General features: G+C 58.2%; 1 protein-coding gene. It reads left to right on the top strand.

Features of this window, described 5'->3' with window-relative positions; genetic code table 11:
• The coding region (locus QRD42_RS18545) for an Ig-like domain-containing protein (RefSeq protein WP_321987820.1) at positions 1–523 on the top strand (523 nt) is incomplete at both ends.

The raw sequence follows: 523 nt of genomic DNA, 5'->3' as shown, positions 1-523 counted from the left end.
TGTGGCAGATAAAGATCAGGTGACGCTGACGGCGACGGTGCTGGACGCTAACCAGCATCCGGTGGTGGGCGAAACGGTGAACTGGCTCAGCAGCGACGACGCTAACAGCACCTTCACGCCAGCAACGTCGGTGACCGATGCCAATGGACAGGCGATTGCCACCTTCAAAACGGTGAAAGCGGGCAATGTCGATGTCACCGCCTCGCATACCCRCGGTGACAAGACGCTGACGCTGACGGTGATTGGTAACGTCGAGACCGCGCAGTTTGTCGATGTCGTGGCGGATAAAACTGAGGCCGTGGCGGATGGCTCTGAGGCTATCACCTGGAAGGCGATAGTGGAGGATAAAAACCACAACCTGCTACCGGACGTGACGGTAAACTGGAAGGCGGATCGCAGTGATGTGACACTAACGCCGGAAAACGCCACTACCAACAGCAACGGTGAAGTGTCCACCAGCGGCACCACGCTGAAAGCCGGTGATGTTGTGGTCACCGCAGCGCTGACCAGCCCGGTAAAAGAG

Source organism: Enterobacter sp. PGRG2, from assembly GCF_030291195.1.
Taxonomy (GTDB): domain Bacteria; phylum Pseudomonadota; class Gammaproteobacteria; order Enterobacterales; family Enterobacteriaceae; genus Enterobacter_D.
Note: the sequence above shows the minus strand (reverse complement) of the source record. Positions and strands in the feature narration are given on the sequence as shown.